Source organism: Polaromonas sp., from assembly GCF_039932935.1.
GTDB lineage: Bacteria > Pseudomonadota > Gammaproteobacteria > Burkholderiales > Burkholderiaceae_C > Polaromonas.
The window spans coordinates 33332-51344 of record NZ_JBDTPB010000140.1 but is presented as its reverse complement, the minus strand read 5'-3'; the positions used below and the strand labels follow the sequence as shown (position 1 = coordinate 51344).

General features: G+C 61.8%; 15 protein-coding genes. 6 read left to right on the top strand and 9 right to left on the bottom strand.

Translation table 11 applies throughout. The features are described 5' to 3' along the window. Positions 1 to 165: 165 nt before the first annotated feature. Entirely contained in the window at positions 166 to 732 is a 567-nt protein-coding gene (locus ABI546_RS20735; protein WP_348049777.1) for a VTT domain-containing protein, read from the top strand. A 2-nt stretch (positions 733 to 734) separates the two neighbouring features. Here the strand turns inward: ABI546_RS20735 and ABI546_RS20730 are convergent, their stop codons facing one another. From ABI546_RS20730 to ABI546_RS20705, 6 genes are all read right to left on the bottom strand, one after another. After that, a complete protein-coding gene (locus ABI546_RS20730; protein WP_348049775.1) occupies positions 735 to 1151 on the bottom strand; it encodes a hypothetical protein in 417 nt (138 codons plus the stop codon). A gap of 14 nt (positions 1152 to 1165) precedes the next feature. Continuing rightward, complete coding sequence (locus ABI546_RS20725) at positions 1166 to 1681, bottom strand: O-acetyl-ADP-ribose deacetylase (protein ID WP_348049773.1); 516 nt, start codon at positions 1679 to 1681, stop codon at positions 1166 to 1168. Positions 1682 to 1746: 65 nt separating this feature from the next. Next, the gene (locus tag ABI546_RS20720; RefSeq protein ID WP_348049771.1) at positions 1747 to 2478 is read right to left on the bottom strand and encodes an amino acid ABC transporter ATP-binding protein; all 732 of its coding nucleotides are present in this window, start codon (positions 2476 to 2478) and stop codon (positions 1747 to 1749) included. Next, the gene (locus tag ABI546_RS20715) at positions 2456 to 3223 is read right to left on the bottom strand and encodes an amino acid ABC transporter permease (RefSeq protein WP_348049769.1); all 768 of its coding nucleotides are present in this window, start codon (positions 3221 to 3223) and stop codon (positions 2456 to 2458) included. Before ABI546_RS20715 ends, ABI546_RS20720 begins: the two co-directional genes overlap by 23 nt. Before the next feature lie 18 nt (positions 3224 to 3241). After that, on the bottom strand, positions 3242 to 4009 hold the full coding sequence (locus ABI546_RS20710; protein ID WP_348049767.1) for a basic amino acid ABC transporter substrate-binding protein: 768 nt from the start codon (positions 4007 to 4009) through the stop codon (positions 3242 to 3244). Positions 4010 to 4164: 155 nt separating this feature from the next. Further along, positions 4165 to 5058, bottom strand: a complete 894-nt coding sequence (locus ABI546_RS20705; protein WP_348049765.1) for a dienelactone hydrolase family protein — start codon at positions 5056 to 5058, stop codon at positions 4165 to 4167. A gap of 310 nt (positions 5059 to 5368) precedes the next feature. Between ABI546_RS20705 and ABI546_RS20700 the strand changes: the two genes are divergently transcribed. From ABI546_RS20700 to ABI546_RS20685, 4 genes are all read left to right on the top strand, one after another. Next, entirely contained in the window at positions 5369 to 6175 is an 807-nt protein-coding gene (locus tag ABI546_RS20700) for a DUF2726 domain-containing protein (protein ID WP_348049763.1), read from the top strand. A gap of 66 nt (positions 6176 to 6241) precedes the next feature. Then, the gene (locus ABI546_RS20695) at positions 6242 to 6532 is read left to right on the top strand and encodes an HNH endonuclease signature motif containing protein (RefSeq protein ID WP_348049761.1); all 291 of its coding nucleotides are present in this window, start codon (positions 6242 to 6244) and stop codon (positions 6530 to 6532) included. Continuing rightward, on the top strand, positions 6529 to 9306 hold the full coding sequence (locus ABI546_RS20690; RefSeq protein ID WP_348049759.1) for a 7TM diverse intracellular signaling domain-containing protein: 2778 nt from the start codon (positions 6529 to 6531) through the stop codon (positions 9304 to 9306). The genes ABI546_RS20695 and ABI546_RS20690 overlap by 4 nt, the downstream gene beginning before the upstream one ends. A gap of 11 nt (positions 9307 to 9317) precedes the next feature. Next, positions 9318 to 10922 carry an alkaline phosphatase D family protein gene (locus tag ABI546_RS20685; protein ID WP_348049757.1) on the top strand — a complete coding sequence of 535 codons (1605 nt, stop codon included), beginning with the start codon at positions 9318 to 9320 and terminating at the stop codon, positions 10920 to 10922. Between the two features lie 26 nt (positions 10923 to 10948). Here the strand turns inward: ABI546_RS20685 and ABI546_RS20680 are convergent, their stop codons facing one another. From ABI546_RS20680 to mfd, 3 genes are all read right to left on the bottom strand, one after another. Then, entirely contained in the window at positions 10949 to 12805 is a 1857-nt protein-coding gene (locus tag ABI546_RS20680; protein WP_348049755.1) for an ABC transporter ATP-binding protein, read from the bottom strand. 93 nt (positions 12806 to 12898) lie between these two features. Beyond that, positions 12899 to 13609: a phosphoserine phosphatase SerB gene (gene serB / locus ABI546_RS20675; RefSeq protein ID WP_348049753.1), complete on the bottom strand. Its 711-nt coding sequence runs from the start codon at positions 13607 to 13609 to the stop codon at positions 12899 to 12901. Then, positions 13606 to 17103 carry a transcription-repair coupling factor gene (gene mfd, locus ABI546_RS20670; RefSeq protein ID WP_348049751.1) on the bottom strand — a complete coding sequence of 1166 codons (3498 nt, stop codon included), beginning with the start codon at positions 17101 to 17103 and terminating at the stop codon, positions 13606 to 13608. The genes serB and mfd overlap by 4 nt, the downstream gene beginning before the upstream one ends. 138 nt (positions 17104 to 17241) lie before the next feature. Here mfd and ispD point away from each other — a divergent pair, with 138 nt between their 5' ends. Next, positions 17242 to 17976, top strand: coding sequence for a 2-C-methyl-D-erythritol 4-phosphate cytidylyltransferase (gene ispD / locus ABI546_RS20665; RefSeq protein WP_348049749.1), 735 nt, complete (start codon positions 17242 to 17244; stop codon positions 17974 to 17976). The last annotated feature ends 37 nt before the right edge of the window (positions 17977 to 18013 follow it).

Genomic DNA, 18013 nt, shown 5'->3' with positions numbered 1-18013 from the left:
CCGCAGTTTTGCTGCGTGTTGGGGTTTGGTCGGACGGGATGGGCACTTCTTACAGCGTGACGAAATTTATTTGCAGCAGGTGAAGCTGGGGGTCTGGTACGGCCGGATTTTCTCGGCGCCCTAGAATCAGCTGCATCCCGCCACAAACCTGCAACAAGTTGAGAGATGCACCGCTATAAACGCCTGTTCGCCGTGCTGGCCTTTCTGGGCCTTTTGCTGCTGGTGTTTCAGCTCTCCGGCCTGCGGGGCAATTTCAGTCTGGCGTTTTTGCACCAGAAGTTCCTGGACAACGAGTTCAGCGGGCTGCTGATTTTCATCGCGCTGTTCGCGCTGGGCAATTTGATCCAGATTCCGGGCTGGATCTTTCTGGCCGCCGCCGTACTGGCCCTGGGCGAGGTGTGGGGTGGCGTGGCGACCTACCTTGCGGCCGTCATTTCGTGTGCTTTCACCTTCTGGCTGATACGGTTGCTGGGCGGCGATGCCTTGCGGCAGATCAAGGGCCGCTGGGCGCAACGCGTCCTTGCGCAGCTGGATGCGCGGCCGGTGGCCGGCATCGTGATGTTGCGTCTGCTGCTGCAGACGGTTCCGGCGCTCAACTACGCGCTGGCGATGTCGGGCGTCAAATTTCGTGACTATCTGGTGGGAACCCTGCTGGGCCTGCCGCTGCCGATTGCGCTGTACTGCATCTTCTTTGATTACCTGGCGCGCCTGTTGAATGTGCCGGGGTATTGAGCTTAAGTGTGGTTGCCTGCCAGACGGGCAAAGAGGGGCAGCGCGATGGCCGCCGCAAAAGACAAGGAAAAAACCAGCCCATAAGTCATGAGGGCGAGCAGGGCTCCGCCTTTCAATTCAAGGGGCGCACCTGCCGTTGTTCTGGCTCGCGACCCGAGCAGCCAGGCGCCCAGACCCAGCTGTGCCACCAGGCCGCTGGCAATGTCCGCAAGAGATTGGTTTATCGGGTCTGAGTTGTCGCCCAGCGACCTGACAGCCGCACCGACAGCGAACAGCACAATGAACAGGACAACGGCAAAAACGCAGGCGTGCGTCCAGCCCAGTTGCGTACGGCGATAAAGCCTGGCCGCAAGTTTCACGCAGACAACATAGGAAAAAATGGTGAATGCCGTCGGACCCAGACCGGGAAGCTCTGGCATACGAGACCCCGGGGTCAGGCCGCCTTGTCCAGCACCTGCTGGTAGACCGCCAGGTCATCCATTGAGAAACAGCAGAACACCACCTCTGTCAAGGAGGAGGGGTGCTGCAAGGATTTGCGCACGGTGGAAACCGCGACACCGGCGGCGAGTTCTATCGGGTAGCCATAGATGCCGGTGCTGATGCTCGGGAAGGCCAGCGAAGAAACGCCTTGGGCGGCCGCCACTTCGATGGAGTGCCTGTAGCAGGACGCCAGCAGCTCGGGCTCGCCGTTGGCGCCGCCGCGCCAGACCGGGCCTACCGTGTGTATGATGTATTTGGCGGCGAGGCGATAGCCTCTGGTGGCTTTGGCTTCGCCGGTTTTGCAGCCGCCGAGGAGGCGGCATTCATGAACCAGGTCGGGGCCGGCTGCGCGGTGAATGGCGCCGTCGACACCGCCGCCGCCCAGCAGGGATGAGTTGGCAGCATTGACGATGGCGTCTACCGACAGCCGGGTGATGTCAGCCTGGACGGCCCGAAGTATTGCGGTCATCGATCAAGCATGGATGGCTGGGTTTTCGTGAAGAAGCGCGCTGCCGTACGCCGGGCGCGTCTGGCTTACAGAACCTTGCTCAGGAAGCGCTTCGTCCGTTCTTCTTTCGGATTATCAAAGATGTCCGCAGGCGATCCTTCCTCGATCACAAGGCCTTCATCGATGAACACCACGCGGTCAGCGACCTGGCGGGCAAAGCCCATTTCGTGGGTGACGACCACCATGGTCATGCCTTCTTCGGCCAGGGCCTGCATCACCGCAAGCACTTCACCGACCATTTCGGGGTCTAGCGCTGAGGTGGGCTCGTCGAACAGCATGATGCGCGGCTGCATGGCCAGTGCCCGGGCAATCGCCACGCGCTGCTGCTGCCCGCCCGAGAGCTGATTCGGGTAAGCGTCGATCTTGTCGAGCAGCCCGACCTTGATCAGCAACTCGCTGGCGCGGTTGCGCGCTTCGAGCGCTGTCAGCTTGCGCACCTTGGTGGGTGCCAGCGTGATGTTTTCGAGCACGGTTTTGTGCGGGAACAAGTTAAAGCGCTGGAACACCATGCCGATTTCCGAGCGCAGGGCGTCGACGTCGGTTTTGGGCTCGTGCACCGACACGCCGTGCACCAGCACTTCGCCGCCGGTGGCGTCTTCCAGCCCGTTCAGGCAGCGCAGGAAGGTGCTTTTGCCCGAGCCGGAAGGCCCGATGACACAGACGACCTCGGTGGCCTTGATCGCGCAGTCAATACCGCGCAGCACCGGGAGATGACCAAACTGTTTGGTCAACCGGTTAACGCGAATCACCTCGTCCATAACGAGCCTCCAGTTTTTTGACAAGGTAAGCCAGGCCCAGCGTCAGCACCCAGTACATGACGGAGATCGTGAGGTAGGGCTCCCAGTAGCGTGAATAAGCGCCGGCGACGGTGCGCGCGGCGTAGGCCAGCTCGGCCAGTCCGATGGCCGAGATCAGCGATGAGTCTTTCAGCAAAGAGATGGCGTTGTTGCCCAACGGCGGCAGCATGCGCCGGAAGGCCTGCGGCAGCACAACGTGGTACATGGTGCGTGGAAACGACATGCCCAGGGATCGCGAGGCTTCCACCTGGCCCTTGTCAATCGACTGGATACCGGCGCGGAAGATCTCGGAAATGTAGGCGCCTGCATTGAGCGTGAGCGCCACGATGCCAGAGAGGAAGGCGCCGTAGTTTTGCTTGATGTTGCGTGCCGTCTCACCCGAGATGATCAGGCCATCGGTGGGGTTGATGAAGAGCGGCAACACCGCGAAGTGAATCAGCAGAATCTGCACGAACAGCGGTGTGCCGCGAAAAAAACTGACGTAGACGGTAGACGGCCAGCGCAGGGCGTATTTGCAGAGCTGTCGGGCAGGGGAGTGGCGGGATTCGGCCACGCGTGCCATGCCGACGGCCAGACCCAGCAAGGTTCCTTGCGCAATGCAGATCAAGGTCACCATGATGGTCATCTGCAGGCCGCGCCAAAACAGCACGCTGTACTCGGCAATGATGTCGGCGCGGAACCAGCCGAACCAGAGGACGTGTTCCATAAAGGAGTGTTCCGGTGCTTACTGGGCAGGCAACGCGGGAGCGTCGGCCTGGAACCACTTCTTGTAAATGGTGGCGTAGCTGCCGTCAGCCTTCACGGCGGCAAGGCCCGCGTTCAACTTGGCCAGCAAGTCCTTGTTGCCCTGCTTCACGACGATGCCGAAGTATTCCTTTGGAAAGCCGGCGTCGCTCACGGTCTTGAGCTGCTTGTGGTCCTGCGTGCGGAAGGCGATCACGCCGTTGTCGCCGATGGCGGCGTCCAGGCCGTTGTTGACCAGCTCGGAGATCACCACGGGGGTGCTCTCAAAGCGGCGGATGTCGGGATTGGTCTTGCCGAATTCGCGCGAAGCCATGTCGTCGCCGGTGCTGCCGGTGACCACGCCGATTTTTTTGCCGGCCAGGTCTTTCAGGCCTTTGGCCGTGCTGTTGCTGTGAACGGCGATCAGCTGGCGTGCTTCGAAGTAGGGCGTGGTGAAGTCGTAGGACTGCTTGCGCTTGTCGTTGATGGTGACGCCCGAGATGACCAGGTCCACGTCGCCGTTGTTGAGCGCGGCGAAGATGCCGCTCCAGGGGGTGTTGACGATCTTGATCTGCAGGCCCGCCTTCTGGGCGATGGCCTTGATCATGTCCACGTCATAGCCGAGGATTTCCTTGGTCGGGCTTTCATAGGCGAACGGGCGGTAGGTGGCGCTGGAGCCGACGACCAGCTCCCGGTTCTGGGCTTGTGCCGTACCGAGGGCCAGCGTGAGCAAACCGACTGTGGCCGCGATTTTATGAAGGAGTTTCATGGTGGAATCCGGAAAAAGGAATGAAGGACAGCTTGGGCCCCCGAATCGGAAGGCCTGGGCGAAAAGTGCACCATGTTAACGCCTGCAAATCCCATGCCGGGGCCCCGTTTTCCAGGCCTCCCGTGCGCGCTGCCTGCCACTCGGCCGGTCGGCGCCTAGCCTGTGCGCAACTGCTTGTTGAAAAACGCCAGCGTCCGGTCCCAGGCCAGCTTCGCGGCGGCGGCATCGTAGCGAGGGGTGGTGTCGTTGTTGAAACCGTGCTGCGTACCCGGGTACTGGTAGGCCGTATAACTTGCACCCGCCGCCTTGAGGGCGGCCTCATAGGTGGGCCACGCCGCGTTGATGCGCTCATCCACGGCGGCAAAATGAATCAGCAAGGGCGTCTTGACCTTGGCCGCGTCTTCCGCGGCCGGCAGGTTTCCGTAGAAGGGCACGGCTGCGTTGAGTTCGGGAAGCCGTGTGGTCAGCATGTGCGTCATGCCGCCGCCGTAGCAGAAGCCGACGACTCCCAGCTTGCCGGTGCAGTCATCGCGGCCTTTAAGGTAAGTGGTGGCGGCTACGAAGTCTTCCACGCACTTTCGCTGGTCCAGCTTGGCAAACAACTCGCGTGCCTTGTCTTCGTCCCCGGGGTAGCCGCCCAAGGGGGTGAGTGCGTCGGGGGCAAAGGCGATGAAGTTGTCCAGCGCCAGCCGGCGGGTAATGTCTTCAATGTGCGGATTAAGGCCGCGGTTTTCGTGGATGACCAGCACGCCTGGCAGTTTGCCTGTGGCATTGGCGGGTTTGGCGAGGTAGCCCTTAACCGTGCCGGAACCGGCGGACGAGGGGTAGTTGACCATCTCGGTCTTGATACGCTTGTCGTCCCTGGGAATTTGCTGCCCTGCCGCAAAGTCGGGACTGAGCGCGGCCAGCAAGGCTGTTGCCGTGAGGCCGGCAGTGGCAAATTTCTGGGCCCGCTCCAGAAACCCCCGCCGGTCCAGCGTGCCGTGGACGTAGGCATCAAACAGAATCAGCAGTTCCTGGTCAAAGTCCTGGGCGGTCTTGCGTGGCATGGAGGGCTCCTGCAAAAAATCGAGCATACCGATTCGGGGCCTGCGTGGCAAAGGCCATCGGCAATTCGTACTGCCGATGAGGTTTATATCAACCTTGAATGCTATGAAATACATAGCTGCTTGCGCACGTCGGGGCTGGGCTGGGGGCTCTTTTGTGCCTCAAATATCCGTGCGGACGTTAAAAACCTGTTTTAATAGCGCATCGGGACGCCAGCGTGAGTCAACAGGGCGTCCGTTCTGTGACTCAATGGGCCGCCTGTTTGCACTGTGCGCCTTGGTGCGCTACCCAACCATAGAGGAGAACCACATCTTGAACCTGATTTCATGGCTGATGACGCTGGTGGGTGTCGCCGTGGGCGCGCTTGCGGGTGTTTTGCTGTATGCCGCCTGGTTGCGTAAAGAAGCCGGCGCGAACCTTCGGATACCCCACAAATGGCCATTGCGCGCGCGCGGAGTGGTCACCAATGACGAATACGAGGTTTGGAAGTGGCTCAGAAGCACCTTTCACGACCATGCGGTGATGGTCAAGCTGCCGGTGCTTCGCTTTACCATTCCGCTTGAAAAAGGCAAGGAAAAGGACAAAGACAAGGAAAAAAATGAGCGCTTGCTGGAGCTGCTCAACGGGGTGTACACGACCTTCACCGTTTGCACGCTGGACGGCAAGGTGGTTGGCTGTGTGGACTTGCGCGGCAAGCGGGAAGTGAGCCGCGCCACCCGCGAGCTCAAGGAAACCCTCTTGTCGGACTGCGGCATTGCCTACACGTCCGTGAAGGCCAGCCGGCCTCCTACTGCCAGTGCCATGCGCGCGGCTTTCCTGGGTGAAATGCCCGAGGAACTGGTACAGGAAGCCCAGGAAACACGCGGTGGCGACAGCAGCTTTCACGCCGACCTGGACGCCTTTACCAAGCAGCGTGTGAAGGCTGCCAAGGATGCCGCCCTGAAAGAGCTCAACAAGGACAACCAGCCCGAAGCCTCGCCGGCGGCAGCCACCCGCAATGTTGGCTTCAACCCCGATGGTACTGGCGGCATCCGTGTGGAAAAAAATGACCGTTTTGCCACACAGTGGGAAGACTCCTTCATCCAGCCTGCTGACACGCGGCCAGCGAAGCTCGAATAGGAGCGTTTCGATGCGTGCTGGGCCAAGGCTGCCACCCCGGAGCGGCTGCCAGATGAAAACATTGCCGTGAGCAGGCTGGGGCATACCCGGGACAAAATCTACAAAACCGTGGCGCGTCAGCTCCATGGGGTGGTGCCGTGCTGGGTATGCGGCCAGCATGTCACGCAGCAAGCTGCCACTCTGGAACACATCCAGCCGCTGAGCGAGGGCGGCAACAGCCATGTGGAAAACCTGGCAATCAGCCATGAAGTCTGCAATGGCCAGCGGCACGCTGCAGGCCGGGTGCCGGCTTCCCCCGCTTCCCCGGGACAGGTGCAAAGGCGCAAAGCGGCGCCGCAGCAGGCGGATGCCCCATGACAGGCTGGACCCGATATCCGCGTCAGGTCCTGCTTGCCGCGCTGCTGGCGGGCACAGGGCTTTTCGCCTGGGCTCAGCCGCAGACTGCGGCACCCGTATCGGAGCGCGCAGCAGCAGGGGAAGTCGCTGTCGGCAACGACGACACATATGTCCTGTCGCAATCATTCGACTACCTTGAAGACATAGATGGTGAACTGACACTGGCGGATATTTTGGAACCAGCGGCGCAGGCGCGTTTTCAGCCGGTGCCGCAAACCGGCTCAGCCACCAATTTTGGTTTGACCCGTTCGGCCATTTGGCTGCGCGTGAACCTGCGGACCGATCGCCACGCACCCGCCGACTGGATGCTGGAACTGGCCTATCCACCCCTGGACCGGCTGGAGTTGTATTCGCCCGACGGCAAGGGCGACTTTGTGGGGCAAGTAGGGGGCGATCTCCTGCCGTTTGCCGATCGGGTTGTGGTGCATCGCAACCACGTGATGCCGGTGCGGCTCAAGCCCGACGCCGCCAATGCCATTTATCTGCGCGTGACGTCGGAAGGCACGGTGTCTGCACCGGTTCGCCTTTGGCAGCCCGCGGCGCTGTGGCGGCACGACCAGACGGAGTACGCCACGATCAGCCTTTACTTTGGGCTGTTGATCGGCCTCTTTCTTTACAACTTGCTGCTATTTTTCTCGGTGCGCGACCGGGCCTATCTGATTTATGTGGCGTTTGTCGGCTGCATGGCCATCGCGCAGGCGGCATTGACAGGCTTTGGCGCGCAATTCATCTGGCCGGGCCTTACCTGGTGGAACAGCATTTCGCCCCCGGCAGGCATGGCCGCAACCGCATCTTTTGGCATTCTATTTGCGCGCAGTTTTCTGTCCAGTGCGCTCACGATGCCGCGCCTGGACCGTTTCATGCAGGCGCTGGTGGCTGGCTGGCTTTTGGCGCTGGTGGCTGCTTTCACGATGCCCTACGTGGTGTCGTCTTGGATGGTGACCGTCCTGGCAGTTTTCAGTGTCACCCTGCTGGTGGTGGTGGGTTTACTGAGCCTGCGCAGGGGGCACCCCGGCGCCCGGTATTTCCTGACGGCTTGGGCGCTGCTGCTGGTGGGCGTGGTCACGCTGGCGCTGCACAACACCGGTGTGCTGCCGTCCAATGCCCTCACGGCCAACTCCCTGCTGATCGGCTCGGCATTGGAAATGGTCGTGCTGTCGTTTGCCCTGGCTGATCGTATCAATGTCACCCGGCAGGAGAAAGAGCAGGCCCAGGCGCGCATCACGGCCGAGCAGGCGATGGTAGAAGCCTTGAGCGTTTCACAGGAAAACTTTCGCACCTTGCTGAAAGAGCGCGAAATGATCCTGGAAAATTCCATTGTGGGCATTGCCTTCCTGACACCGGATGGCCGCTTTCGCTGGGCGAACCAGGCGATGCTCAAGGTATTCGGCGCCGGCAGCAACCCGCTGACGTCGATGGAGCCCTTTTACCTGTCGCGCGAGCAGTATCTGCAGGTCGGCGGCGATGTTGCCGCGTGCATCGGTCGCGGCGAAAACTACGAAGCCGAAATTCAGGTGCGGCAATTTGATGGCACGCTTATCTGGGTGTCGTTGTCGGGGAAGTCGGTTGCCGGGCGCGACCTGTCGCAGGGCACGGTCTGGGTGATCATCAATATCACCCAGCGCAAGGAGCTCGAAGCCAAGCTGCTGCGCACATCCTCTGAACGCGAAGCCATTCTTAACAGTGCGCTGGTCGGCATTGTGCTGTCGGTGCGCCGGCGTCATGAGTGGGTGAACGAAAAATTCGCCCAAATGATCGGCAGCCCGCGCGAAGAGCTGATGGGGCAGCCCTCCAGCTATATCCATCCCGACCTTGCCACATGGGAGCAGTTTGGCAAGGAAGCGCGTGAAACGCTGATCGCCAGCGGCAGTTACATCAGCGAGCGCCAGCTCAGAAGACGAGATGGCCAGCTGTTCTGGGTACAAATGGCTGGCAGCTGTATCCAGCCCAATGACCCCGATTCCGGGGTGATCTGGGCTTTTCTGGATATCACTGAACGCAAAAAATCCGAAGAAGACACGCGGGAAGCCCTTGAGCAGCAAAAGGCGCTCAATGAGCTTCGCACCCGTTTCGTCGCCATGACCAGCCATGAGTTCCGCACCCCGCTATCGGGCATTCTTTCTGCCGAAGAATTGCTCAGGCACTACGGAAGCCGGCTACCTGAATCGGAGAAGCTGGAAATTCTGGACAGCATTGCCGCTGGCGTAAAGCGCATGACGGGCATGCTGGACCGCGTATTGCTGCTGGGCAAGGCTGATGCCCAGATGCTGGAATTTGAGCCGCATCCGCTGGACCTGCGCAGGCTTTGCGAGCAGTTGGTGGAGGAGGCGCGCATCCAGCTGCCGGACAGCCTGTGCGAGCTGCAGCTCGATTACGTCGCGAGTACGGAACAAGGCCTGTATGACGAAAAACTCCTGCGGCACATTTTCAGCAATCTTCTGTCCAACGCGGTGAAGTATTCGCCGCTGGGTGGTCTTGTGCGCTTCACGGTGAACACCGACAGGGATACCCTGGTCATGGAAGTCGTCGATGAAGGCATCGGCATTCCGCCTGAGGAACTGCCCCATCTGTTTGAGTCATTCCATCGTGCCAGCAATGTCGGCAACATCCAGGGAACCGGCCTGGGTCTGGCAATTGTCCGCAACGCCGTGGATATTCATGGCGGCACCATTGAGGTACGCAGCAGCGCGGGTTCAGGGACCTGTTTTACCGTGCGCCTGCCGGCGCGGCATTGAAGGCACTCCGCATGGAAGACGCGTTCCGTTCCAGACATCGTATGCAGCGCCGCGAGCTGCTCCAGTCGCTGGCTATTGCGAGTGCCGGCGTTTTCCTGCCACGCAGCGCGATAGCCCAGGTGCGGCTCAGCGAAAACCCCTTCACCCTGGGGGTGGCCAGCGGCTCGCCGACGCATGATTCCGTCGTGATTTGGACGCGCCTGGTGCTGGATGCCGCCGATCCCTTGCGCTTGCAGCAAAAACCAGTCGCCGTGCGATGGGAGTTGGCCCACGACGAGAACTTTTCCCGCATCGTGCAGACGGGTCAGACGCAAGCTGTTGGAGCTCTCGCACATTCGGTACACGCGGAAGTGCAGGGCCTTGAGCCGGACCGCTGGTATTTCTACCGTTTCATAACGGGCGGTGCGGCCAGTCCGGTGGGGCGCACCCGGACTTTCCCAGCGCCCGATGCCGTAGTGGCGCGGTTGCGCCTGGCATATGCCTCCTGCCAGCGCTGGGAGCACGGCTACTACAGCGCGTATCGGCACATGCGCGATGAAAACCTGGATGTCGTGCTGTTCCTGGGCGACTACATCTATGAATACCCCAACGCCGGTCAGGCCGTGCGCGTGCCCACCGGCGGATGGGTGGTCACACTGGACGATTACCGCCAGCGCTATGCCCTGCATAAAAGTGACGCGGACCTGCAGGCCATGCATGCCGCATGCCCTTGGGTGGTGACGTGGGATGACCACGAAGTGCAGAACGACTATGCGGGTGCCGCGCCCGGCAACAGCGGGCCGCCGGTACCTGACTTTTCCGCCCGCCGCGCTGCGGCTTACCAGGCGTTTTACGAGCACATGCCGGTGCGTGCCTCGGTGCTTACGCGAGCTGTGGCCGGCTTGGCAAGCGGTGCGGAAATGCGCATCTACCAGCGTGTTCCTTACGGTCAGCTGGCTTCGCTGTATATGCTCGATGCGCGGCAGTACAAGGATGCGCAGGCCTGCACACGAGACGGTAAGCCCGGCTCCAGCACGCTCAACCCTGCAAGCTGCGCCACATGGAATGACCCGGCCCGCAGCATGCTGGGCCTGCAGCAGGAAAACTGGCTGGACACCGAGTGGGGCAAGGCCGCGACCAAGGAAAGAAGCTGGAACCTGGTCGGCCAGCAATCCCTGTTTGGCCAACGCGACTTTCGTTCCGGGCCAGGACAGGTTCTGTGGAATGACGGCTGGGACGGCTATTCGGCGGCGCGCACGCGGTTCACAAACTCACTGCGCAAGCATGCCCTTGCCAACCCCGTGCTGCTTGGCGGCGACGTACACGAAAATTGGGTGGGCCACATCAAGGCCGACTATGCCGATGCCGCCAGCCCTTCTTTGGGAACAGAATTTTGCGGCACCAGCCTCACCTCCCGATCGGCTGGCAACGCGAAAATTCCGGCCATCTTGGCCGAGAATCCGCATTTCGTGTTTGCCGATTCGGAGCGAAGGGGCTACGGCGTAGTGGAACTCACGCCGCGTAAGCTGACAGGCACATTGCGCGTGGTGGACGACGTGACGCGCGCGGACAGCGGTGTGCAGACATTGGCGCAGTTTTCGGTGCAGGCCGGGCGCCCGGTCGTCGAAAAAACCTGACCCGCAGATTTTTCTCGCGCGCATTCTTAAGCCGCGAGTTCTGCCTCTTCAAGGTTGTCGCTCAGGAAACCACCGCTCTGGTGTGCCCAGAGGCGCGCGTACAGGCCGCCATTGGCCAGCAGGGTGCGGTGGTCGCCTTCTTCGACAATCTTTCCCTGGTCCAGTACGATGAGCCGGTCCATGGCGGCAATGGTCGAGAGGCGGTGGGCAATCGCAATCACCGTTTTTCCCTGCATCAGCGTGTTCAGGCTGCTCTGGATGGCGACTTCGACTTCCGAGTCGAGTGCGCTGGTGGCTTCGTCCAGCAGCAGGATGGGGGCGTCTTTCAGCATGACGCGTGCAATCGCGATGCGCTGGCGCTGCCCGCCCGAGAGCTTCACGCCGCGCTCTCCCACATGCGCGTCATAGCCCTTGCGCCCGCTGGGGTCGCTCAGGTATTCCACAAAGCCGTCGGCCTCGGCGCGCCGTGCCGCCGTGCGCATCTGCTCTTCCGTGGCGGCGGGACGGCTGTAGGTGATGTTGTCGCGCACCGAGCGATGCAGCAGCGAGGTGTCTTGTGTCACCATGCCGATATGGCTGCGCAGGCTATCTTGCGTCACGGTGGCGATGTCCTGGCCGTCGATCAGGACGCGGCCGGCGTCCAGGTCGTGAAAGCGAAGCAGCAGGTTGACCAGCGTAGATTTACCGGCACCGGAGCGCCCGATCAGGCCAATCTTCTCGCCGGGACGCACCGTGAGTGTCAGGCCGTCAATCACGCGCGGGCCCTTGCCGTAACTGAAGCCAATGTTGTCAAAGCGCACTTCGCCGCGTGGCACCTCAAGGGTAGCTGCATCGGGTTTGTCTTCAATCACGCGGGGCCGTGACAGTGTGTTGATGCCGTCCTGCACGGTGCCCACGCTCTCAAAGAGACTGGTCATCTCCCACATGATCCAGTGCGACATGCCCTGCAGCCGCAGCGCCATGGCGGTGGCGGCTGCCACGGCGCCGGCGCCCACCTGACCCAGACTCCACAACCAGAGCGATGTACCGGCCATGCCGAGGATGAGGCCCATGCTCAGCGCATGGTTGACGATCTCGAAGGCGCTCACCAGCCGCATCTGGCTGTAGCCGGTGTGCATGAATTCCTGCATGGCCGAGCGGGCAAAGGCCGCTTCGCGCTGCGTGTGCGAGAACAGCTTGACGGTGGTGATGTTGGTGTACGCGTCGGTGATGCGGCCCGTCATCAGCGAGCGCGCATCGGCCTGCTGCTTGCCGATGCGGCCCAGCTTGGGCACAAAGAAAAACAGCGCGGCGATGTAGAGCGCCAGCCAGATCAAAAAGGGCGCGATCAGCTTCATGTCAAAGGCGGCAGCCAGCACCGTCATGGTGGCCACATACACCGCCATGGCCACCAGCACGTCGGCCAGCACAAACAGCGTGTCGCGCACGGCCAGCGCCGTCTGCATGACCTTGGTGGTCAAGCGCCCGGCAAACTCGTCCTGGTAGAAGGCCATGCTTTGGCCCAGCATGAGCCGGTGAAAGTTCCAGCGCAGGCGCATCGGGAAGTTGATGGCAATCGTCTGGTGCTTGACGATGGTCTGCAGCGCCACCACAAAAATGCTGGCCACCACAATCCACGCCAGCACGGTCAGCGTGCTGCCGTGGTCAGTCCACAGACGCGCAGGCTCGGCTTTGCCCAGCCAGTCAATGATGCGGCCCAGCATGGCGAACATCAGGGCCTCAAAAGCCGACATGGCCGCCGACAGCAGCGCCAGCAGCAGGATATAGCCGCGCGCGCCGCGGCTGCAGGCCCAGATAAAGGCCATGAAGCCTTTGGGCGGCAGGGTGGGCTCGCCTTCAGGGTAGGCGTGCAGAAGGTTTTCGAATCGTTTGAAAAAACCCATGGATGTCGTTGTCTTTGGTTCAGGTGTCTGCTTATAAGGCGCTATGGCTGCGGGATCGTTGATTTATTCTGAGCGGATTGATGCGCCGGCGCTTCAGGTGAGAAGCTCCAGCAGGCGGTCCAGGCCGCCTTCGTTGATGGCGACCATGGCCTGCTCACGCACGCGCGGCTTGGCGTGGTAGGCCACTGACAGGCCGGCCACGCCCATCATGGGCAAGTCATTGGCGCCGTCGCCCATGGCAATCGTCTGCAGCGGATTAATGCCCAGGTTGCCGCAGGTCTCCAGCAGCATCTTGCGTTTTTCCTCGCCGTCGCAGATGTCGCCCCAGGGCTGGTCGACCATCTTGCCTGTGAGGAAACCGTCTTTGACTTCCAGTACGTTCGAGCGTGTGTAGTCGATGCCGAGCTCGTCACGCACGCGATCGGTGAAGAAGGAAAAACCGCCGCTCACCAGCAACACCTTCATGCCGGCTTCCTTGCAGGCATGCACCAGTTCGGCCGCGCCGGGATTGAGCTGCAGGCGCTCGCGATAGACCTGGTCCATGCTGGCGACGCTGACACCCTTGAGCAACGCGACGCGCTGGCGAAGGCTCTCCTTGTAGTCGGTAATCTCGCCGCGCATGGCGGCCTCTGTGATGGCGGCTACCTCGGCCTTGCGTCCTGCGGCATCGGCGATTTCGTCCACGCATTCAATGTTGATCAACGTGGAGTCCATGTCAAATGCAATCAGTTTGAAGTTGCTGAGTTTGAGGTCGGGGGTGGCAACGTTGACGACGAGGCCGGGAGAGATTTCTGTCGGGGTCATGCGGGGGTGGTTTCTGTTGTGGGTGTTTTTGGCTGCCCGAGGGAGCGCAGCACATCGCGGACCATCTGTGCGCGGTCCTTGGGGTTTTCCAGCTCGCGTTCGATGCGCAGCTTGTCGTTACCAGCCAGCTTGATATGCCGGTTTTTCTGAATGAGATGCATGATGGCCATCGACTCGATGGGTGGATCTTTCTTGAAGGTGATGCTGATAGCGCCGGGCGCGGCGTCCACCTTGACCACGCCATAAGGCCGGGCAATCACGCGCAGGCGGTGCACGTCGATCAGTGTCTGCGCCTGCGGCGGCAGCTTGCCGAAGCGGTCGACGATTTCTTCCAGCAGCGCATCGATCTGGTCGGCATTTTTGGCAGTCGCCAGTTTTTTGTAGAACGACAGGCGCAGGTGCACATCGCCGCAGTAGTCGTTGGGTAGCAGGGCGGGAGCGTGCAGGTTGATCTCGGTCGTCCCACTGAGCGGCGACAGCAGGTCGGGTTCGCGCCCGGCCTTGAGCGAGGCCACGGCTTCGCTGAGCATCTCGTTGTAGAGCTGAAAGCCCACTTCCAGCATGTTGCCGCTCTGGTTTTCGCCGAGCACTTCGCCGGTGCCGCGAATTTCCAGGTCGTGCATGGCGAGGTAAAAACCCGAGCCGAGTTCTTCCATCTGCTGGATGGCTTCGAGCCGCTGGCTGGCCTGCTTGGTCAGGCCTTCGATGTCGGGCACCATCAAATAGGCATAGGCCTGGTGGTGGCTGCGGCCCACACGCCCGCGCAGCTGGTGCAGCTGCGCCAGGCCGAACTTGTCGGCGCGGCTCATCACGATGGTGTTGGCGGTCGGCACGTCGATGCCGGTTTCGATGATGGTCGAGCACAGCAGCAGGTTGTAGCGCTGGGCGATGAAGTCTTTCATCACGCGTTCGAGTTCGCGCTCGGGCATCTGGCCGTGCGCCACGGCGATGCGGGCTTCGGGCAATATTTCTTCGAGTTTTTCTCGCCGGTTCTGGATGGTCTCGACCTCGTTGTGCAGGAAGTACACCTGCCCGCCGCGCTTCAATTCGCGCAACACGGCCTCGCGGATCACGCCGTTGTTTTCGCTGCGTACAAAGGTCTTGATGGCCAGGCGCCGCTGCGGCGCGGTGGCGATCACGCTCAGGTCGCGCAGGCCTTCGAGGGCCATGCCCAGCGTGCGCGGAATCGGCGTGGCCGTGAGCGTCAGCACATCAACCTCGGCGCGCATCGCCTTCATGGCCTCTTTGTGGCGCACGCCAAAGCGGTGCTCTTCATCGATGATGAGCAGGCCCAGGCGTTCGAACTTCACGTCCTGGCTCAGCAGCTTGTGCGTGCCGACCACAATGTCGACCGTGCCGTCGGCCAGGCCCTTGATGGCGGCGGTGATTTCCTTGCCGGATCGAAAGCGGCTCATCTCGGCGATCTTGACCGGCCACTTGGCAAAGCGGTCAACCAGCGTCTGGTAGTGCTGCTCGGCCAGCAGTGTGGTGGGCGCCAGCAGGGCGACCTGCCGTCCGCCGGTGACGGCGATGAAGGCCGCGCGCAAGGCAACTTCAGTCTTGCCGAAGCCCACATCGCCGCAGACCAGCCTGTCCATGGGCCGGGGGCTGATCATGTCCTGGATCACGGCGTGGATGGCGGCGCGCTGATCGGCGGTTTCCTCAAAGCCGAAGTCGTTGGCGAAGGTCTCGTAGTCGCCGGGCGAGTAGCGGAAGGCATGGCCTTCGCGCGCCGCGCGGCGGGCGTAGATGTTCAGCAGCTCGGCGGCCGAGTCGCGAATCTGTTCGGCGGCCTTGCGCTTGGCCTTTTCCCACTGGCCACTGCCCAGGCGGTGCAACGGGGCTTCCTCGGCGCTGACGCCGGTGTAGCGGCTGATCAGGTGCAGCTGGCTGACGGGCACGTACAGCGTGGCGCTGTCGGCGTATTCGAGGTGCAAAAACTCCTGCAACAGCGGCGTGCCGTCGGCGTTCGTGCCCTGGCCCAGGTCCATGTTGATGAGACCGCGGTAGCGGCCAATGCCGTGGGCGCTGTGCACTACCGGGTCGCCCACGTTGAGCTCCGAGAGGTCCTTGATCAGCGCTTCAACGTCGCTGACCTGCTCCTGCTTCTTGTTGCGGCGGCGCACGGTGGCGCCTGCGGCAAACAGCTCGGTCTCGGTGATGAGGTCGATGCCTTCTTCCAGCCAGCTGAAACCGGTGTTCAGCGCCGCGGTGGCGATGCCGAGCTTTTCGTCGCTGGCCTGGAAATCTTCAAGCGAGTCAAATGCCGGTGGGCTGACGCTGCTGGCGCGCAGAAAATCGAGCAGGCTTTCGCGGCGGCCATCGCTTTCGGCCAGCACCAGAACGCGGTGGGCGGTGTTGCGCACATGGCCCTTGAATTTGGCCAGCGGGTCTTCGGCGCCACGCACCACAGCCATTTCGCCGAGCTTCTGGAACTGCGCGTTGTCGGCAACATCTTCGACAGTAGCGCGTATCGCCAGCTGGGCGTAGTCATTGGCGCGTGCGTAAAACTGCTCAACGCCCAGGAACAATGATTCGGGCGGCAGCGCCGGGCGGTCGGGCGCGTCGCGCACCAGCCGGTAGCGGTCTTTCGTGTCTTGCCAGAAACGCTGGAAGGCCGGCTCCAGGTCGCCGTGCAGGACCACCGTGGCATTGCCGCCCAGGTAGTCGAACACCGTGGCAGTTTCTTCAAAGAAGAGCGGCAGGTAGTACTCGATGCCGGCAGTGGCCACGCCGTTGCCCATGTCTTTGTAGATGCGGCTTTTGGTCGGGTCGCCGTCCAGCAATTCGCGCCAGCGGCTGCGGAATTTGGCGCGCGCATCGTCGTCCATCGGAAACTCTCGCCCAGGCAGAAGGCGCACTTCAGGCACGGGGTAAAGGCTGCGCTGGCTGTCCGGGTCAAAGGTGCGGATGCTGTCGATCTCATCGTCAAACAGGTCGACGCGGTAGGGCACGAGGCTGCCCATGGGGAAGAGGTCAATCAAACCGCCGCGCACCGCGTATTCGCCGGGGCTGACCACCTGCGTGACGTGGCTGTAACCCGCCAATGTGAGCTGGGCTTTGAGCCGTGTTTCGTCGAGCTTTTGTTTGACCTTGAACTGGAAGGTGTAGCCGGCCAGAAAACTTGGCGGCGCGAGGCGATACAGCGCCGTGGTGGCCGGCACGATGACCACGTCGGCGCCGGTTTCCTTGTCGCGCTGCTGGATGCGCCACAGCGTGGCCAGGCGTTCGCTGATCAGGTCCTGGTGCGGCGAGAAGGTGTCGTAGGGCAGGGTTTCCCAGTCGGGGAACAAGGCGCAGCGCAAATCAGGTGCAAAAAATGCAATCTCGTCCATCAGGCGCTGGGCCGTGGTGGCGTCTGATGTGATGATGGCCGTGAGCTTTCCGGCGGCTTTTTCGCGGCTTCCCAGGCGTGCCAGCAGCAAGGCATCGGCGGAACCGGCAGGCTGGGGCAGGGTGTAGCGTTTGCCGGCGGCGAGTGAGGGTAGCTGCATGAATCGGGACAATCTTGGCGGGTCAGGCGTGGGTTGGATCGTGAGTGAAAAGCAGTCGGCAAAAGCCAGGCACCCCAAACCAACCGGAATGGGGTGCCTGCGAGTTCAATCCCTGATTTTAGAATCTATGATGAAGTTATGACGACAAGCGCTGCCAATACCCGTTCCGATGCCCGTTTTTTTGTGCTGATTCCGTGTGCGGGACAGGGAAGCCGGGCCGGAACCGCCAGGGCCAAGCAATACCACCCGATTGACGGCCAGCCCATGGTCAGGCACACGGTGGAAGCTTTCAGGGCTGTGCAAGACACTCTGGCTGCCATCTGGGTGGTGATTTCGTCGTCTGACGACGATTTTTCCGACGTGTTTCCTGATTTCAACGGGCCTGATGAATTCCTTCTGGCGGGCGGCGGCGCCACGCGGGCGGCCACCGTGCTGAACGGCCTGAAAGCCATGCTGGAACAGCAACCCGGCGGCGCGGCACCGACTGACTGGGTGCTGGTGCATGATGCGGCGCGCTGCCTTGTTACGCCCGAGCAGATCAGGGGCCTGATCAACGAATGCCGCAACGATGCGGTAGGCGGACTGCTGGCGCAAAAGCTGCCCGACACGCTCAAAACCGAGCGCGATGGCCGCGTGGCTTCTACCGTTGACCGCAGCGACAAATGGCTGGCACAGACACCGCAGATGTTTCGCATTGGCGCGCTGATCGACGCGCTGGAGCGTGCGGGCGATGCCGTCACCGACGAGTCCAGTGCCATGGAGGCGGCCGGCCTTGCGCCGCTGCTGGTAAATGGCAGCGCGCAGAATTTCAAGGTCACCTACCCGGAAGATTTCGCGCTGGCCGAAGCCATCTTTGAGCGGCGCAGAAAATAATCCGGACCGCCGCTCCGTCAACTCACTTTAATGCAAT

Excerpts from the sequence above, each read along its gene's own strand:
- ABI546_RS20690 (WP_348049759.1), top strand. The coding sequence starts at position 6,529 with ATGACAGGCTGGACCCGATATCCGCGTCAGGTCCTGCTTGCCGCGCTG.
- serB (WP_348049753.1), bottom strand. The coding sequence starts at position 13,609 with ATGACCCCGACAGAAATCTCTCCCGGCCTCGTCGTCAACGTTGCCACC.
- mfd (WP_348049751.1), bottom strand. The coding sequence starts at position 17,103 with ATGCAGCTACCCTCACTCGCCGCCGGCAAACGCTACACCCTGCCCCAG.
- ABI546_RS20685 (WP_348049757.1), top strand. The coding sequence starts at position 9,318 with ATGGAAGACGCGTTCCGTTCCAGACATCGTATGCAGCGCCGCGAGCTG.
- ABI546_RS20705 (WP_348049765.1), bottom strand. The coding sequence starts at position 5,058 with ATGCCACGCAAGACCGCCCAGGACTTTGACCAGGAACTGCTGATTCTG.
- ABI546_RS20715 (WP_348049769.1), bottom strand. The coding sequence starts at position 3,223 with ATGGAACACGTCCTCTGGTTCGGCTGGTTCCGCGCCGACATCATTGCC.
- ABI546_RS20710 (WP_348049767.1), bottom strand. The coding sequence starts at position 4,009 with ATGAAACTCCTTCATAAAATCGCGGCCACAGTCGGTTTGCTCACGCTG.
- ABI546_RS20680 (WP_348049755.1), bottom strand. The coding sequence starts at position 12,805 with ATGGGTTTTTTCAAACGATTCGAAAACCTTCTGCACGCCTACCCTGAA.
- ABI546_RS20735 (WP_348049777.1), top strand. The coding sequence starts at position 166 with ATGCACCGCTATAAACGCCTGTTCGCCGTGCTGGCCTTTCTGGGCCTT.
- ABI546_RS20730 (WP_348049775.1), bottom strand. The coding sequence starts at position 1,151 with ATGCCAGAGCTTCCCGGTCTGGGTCCGACGGCATTCACCATTTTTTCC.
- ispD (WP_348049749.1), top strand. The coding sequence starts at position 17,242 with ATGACGACAAGCGCTGCCAATACCCGTTCCGATGCCCGTTTTTTTGTG.
- ABI546_RS20725 (WP_348049773.1), bottom strand. The coding sequence starts at position 1,681 with ATGACCGCAATACTTCGGGCCGTCCAGGCTGACATCACCCGGCTGTCG.
- ABI546_RS20720 (WP_348049771.1), bottom strand. The coding sequence starts at position 2,478 with ATGGACGAGGTGATTCGCGTTAACCGGTTGACCAAACAGTTTGGTCAT.